Source organism: Variovorax sp. WDL1 (assembly GCF_001541225.1).
GTDB lineage: Bacteria > Pseudomonadota > Gammaproteobacteria > Burkholderiales > Burkholderiaceae_C > Variovorax.
The window spans coordinates 88,249-91,700 of the sequence record NZ_LMTS01000324.1 but is presented as its reverse complement, the minus strand read 5'-3'; the positions used below and the strand labels follow the sequence as shown (position 1 = coordinate 91,700).

At 68.1% G+C, this 3,452-nt stretch carries 4 protein-coding genes; all 4 read left to right on the top strand.

Annotated elements, in window-relative coordinates; translation table 11 throughout:
• Nucleotides 1-878, top strand: an 878-nt coding sequence (locus APY03_RS36775) for a PDR/VanB family oxidoreductase (RefSeq protein WP_068685264.1), incomplete at its 5' end; no start/stop codon positions are given.
• Nucleotides 879-960: 82 nt separating this feature from the next.
• Entirely contained in the window at nucleotides 961-1,605 is a 645-nt protein-coding gene (locus tag APY03_RS36770) for a glutathione S-transferase family protein (RefSeq protein ID WP_068685262.1), read from the top strand.
• Nucleotides 1,606-1,660: 55 nt separating this feature from the next.
• On the top strand, nucleotides 1,661-2,767 hold the full coding sequence (locus APY03_RS36765) for an S-(hydroxymethyl)glutathione dehydrogenase/class III alcohol dehydrogenase (RefSeq protein ID WP_068685261.1): 1,107 nt from the start codon (nucleotides 1,661-1,663) through the stop codon (nucleotides 2,765-2,767).
• Between the two features lie 13 nt (nucleotides 2,768-2,780).
• Nucleotides 2,781-3,452, top strand: a 672-nt coding sequence (locus APY03_RS36760; RefSeq protein ID WP_232324554.1) for an alpha/beta fold hydrolase, incomplete at its 3' end; no start/stop codon positions are given.

The following is a 3,452-nucleotide window of genomic DNA, read 5'->3' as shown; positions in this document are numbered from 1 at the left end:
CGGGCGGCCCGCTGCCGCCGATGACGCCCGGCGCACATCTCGACGTGCACCTGCCGGGCGGGCTGATCCGCCAGTATTCGCTGTGCAACGGACCGGGCGATGACGGCGGCTACACCATCGCGGTGAAGCGCGAAGAAGCGTCCCGCGGCGGCTCGGCTGCGATGCACGACAGGGTCGAGCCAGGCGACCTGCTGCACGTCGGTCTGCCCAAGAACAACTTCGCGCTCGACAGCACCGCGGGGCACACGCTGCTCATCGCGGGTGGGATCGGGATCACGCCGTTGCTGGCAATGGCACGGCACCTGGCTGCGCGCGGCGAGGACTTCCACCTGCACCACTTCTGCCGCTCGGCCGCGCATGCCGCCTTCGGCGCCGAGCTCGAGCGCGAGTTCGCGAACCGCTGGACCTTGCACGCGGCGCTTCCGCCCGAGGCCACCCGCGAGGCGATCGAGCGCGTGCTCGGCGCGCACGACGCGGACACCCACGCCTACACCTGCGGCCCGCTGCCGCTGATGCAGTTGGTGGCGTCGGTGGGCGCGGCCCTGGGCTGGCTGCCAGGACGCATGCACTTCGAGTACTTCAAGGCGGCGGGCCCGGTGGCAACGGGTGGCACTCCTTTCGAGCTCACGCTCGCGCGCAGCGGACGCACGGTGCAGGTTCCGGCCGAGCGCAGCATCGTCGAGGTGTTGCGCTCGATCGACGTCGCGATCGAAACCAACTGCGAGCAGGGCGTGTGCGGCACCTGCCTGTGCACCGTGATCGACGGGGTGCCCGAGCACCGCGACCAATACCTGAGCGCCGCCGAGAAGGAAGGCAACATGCAGATGCTGCCATGCGTCTCCCGCGCCCGCTCCGCGACGCTGGTGCTCGACCTATGAGCCACATGGCCGCTCCGAAGGCGAACAGCACCGCAACCGAGACGAAGGCGAAAGCGAAGACACTCCAGCGAGCCGCGGCACCATGATCAAGCTGTACAACGACGAGCTCTCCGGCAACTGCTACAAGCTGCGGCTCTTCATGAGCCTGCTGCAGCTGCCCTATGCGCGCGTGCCGGTGAACTTTCATCCGGGCCGCGAGCACAAGGGCGAGGCTTTCCTGCGCATCAACCCCTTCGGCCAGCTCCCCGCGATCGATGACGATGGCTACGTGCTGCGGGACGCCCAGGCCATCCTGGTCTACCTCGCCAGCCGCTACGACCGCTCCGAGCGCTGGTTCCCGCCCGATCCGGCCACGCGCGGCCGCATCGCGCTCTGGCTGGCCGTGGCCGAGGACATCACGCGCAGCGCCTCGGCTGCAAGGCTGCACGATGCCTTCGGCTACCCCTTCGACATTGCCGCCTGCCGCGGCGCGGCGCATCGGCTTTTCGCGCACATCGAAGACCACCTTTCGGATGGCGAAATCGAGGGGCGCACATGGCTGGCGGGGCGAGATGCAACGATCGCCGACATCGCATGCTTTCCGTACATTGCCCTGGCGCCCGAAGGCGGCGTGGGACTCGAACGCTACCCCGCGCTGCGACGCTGGATCGGCCGCTTGAAGGCCCTGCCGCACTTCGTGGGCATGCCGGGCATCTTCGCCGCAGGGATCGACCCCGAACCGTCTTAAGCTCGGGGGTACGCCGGCTTGCCCACGGTACCCTCATCCCCCAAAGGACACACGAATGAAGACCAAAGCTGCAGTTGCCTGGAAATCCGCCGCGCCCCTTTCCATCGAAACCGTCGACCTCGAAGGTCCTAGGTTCGGCGAGGTCCTGGTCGAGATCAAGGCCACGGGCATCTGCCACACCGACTACTACACCCTCTCGGGCGCCGACCCGGAAGGCATCTTCCCGGCCATCCTCGGCCACGAAGGCGCGGGCATCGTGGTCGATGTCGGGCCCGGCGTCACCTCGCTCAAGAAGGGCGACCACGTCATCCCGCTCTACACGCCCGAGTGCCGGCAGTGCAAGTTCTGCCTCTCCCGCAAGACCAACCTCTGCCAGTTGATCCGCGGCACGCAGGGCAAGGGGCTGATGCCCGATGCCACCAGCCGCTTCAGCCTCGATGGCAAGCCCATCTTCCACTACATGGGCACCTCCACCTTCAGCAACTACACCGTGGCGCCCGAGATCTCGATGGCCAAGATCCGCGAGGACGCCCCCTTCGACAAGGTCTGCTACATCGGCTGCGGCGTGACCACCGGCATCGGCGCCGTGATCTTCACCGCCAAGATCGAGGCCGGCGCCAACGTGGTGGTGTTCGGCCTCGGCGGCATCGGGCTCAACGTGATCCAGGGCGCGAAGATGGTGGGTGCCGACAAGATCATCGGCGTCGACTTGAACCCGGCGCGCGAGGCGATGGCACGCAAGTTCGGCATGACGCACTTCCTCAACCCGAAGGAGCACGCCAACATCGTCGATGCCATTCAGCAGCTGACCGACGGCGGCGCCGACTACAGCTTCGAGTGCATCGGCAACACGCAGGTGATGCGCCAGGCGCTGGAATGCACGCACAAGGGCTGGGGCCGCAGCATCATCATCGGCGTGGCCGAGGCCGGTGCCGAGATCAGCACCCGCCCCTTCCAGCTCGTCACCGGCCGCAAGTGGGAAGGCTCGGCCTTCGGCGGCGCGCGCGGGCGCACCGACGTGCCCAAGATCGTCGACTGGTACATGGAAAACAAGATCAACATCGACGACCTCATCACGCACACCATGCCGCTGGAGGACATCAACAAGGGTTTCGACCTGATGAAGCGCGGCGAATCGATCCGCGGCGTGGTCCTTTATTGACGGCGTCTCGGCGATGGCGACGATGACACCGCTTCGCAGGGTCCGGGCAGGCGTGCTCGAGGTCGGCTACCACGAGTACGGCCCGCCCGACGGGCCGCCGGTGCTGCTGGTGCATGGCTTTCCCTACGATGTCCACGCCTACGCGGAGGTCGCACCACTGCTGGCGGCGAAGGGTTGCCGCGTCATCGTGCCCTTCGTGCGCGGCTACGGCGGCACGCGCTTCCTCGACGCGGCGACGCCGCGCTCCGGCCAGCAGGGCGCCTTTGGCGCCGACCTGCTCGCGCTGATGGACGCGTTGGCCATCCCGCGCGCCGTGCTCGCGGGCTACGACTGGGGCGGGCGTGCCTGCTGCGTCGTGGCCGCGCTGTGGCCCGAGCGCTGCGCGGGGCTGGTCTCGCTCAACAGCTACAACATCCAGGACATCGCCGCCGCCGCAAAGCCGGCCGCGCCCGAGAACGAGCGGCGCCACTGGTACCAGTACTACTTTCACGGCGAGCGCGGCCGCGCCGGGCTCGAGCAAAACCGGCGCGCGCTGTGCCGGCTGCTGTGGTCGCTCTGGTCGCCCACCTGGGCTTTCGACGACGCCACCTTCGAGCGCAGCGCCGCCGCCTTCGACCACCCCGACTTCGTAGAAGTCGTGATCCACTCGTACCGCCACCGCTACGGGCTGGTGGCCGGCGACCCG

Excerpts from the sequence above, each read along its gene's own strand:
- APY03_RS36765 (WP_068685261.1), top strand. The coding sequence starts at position 1,661 with ATGAAGACCAAAGCTGCAGTTGCCTGGAAATCCGCCGCGCCCCTTTCC.
- APY03_RS36770 (WP_068685262.1), top strand. The coding sequence starts at position 961 with ATGATCAAGCTGTACAACGACGAGCTCTCCGGCAACTGCTACAAGCTG.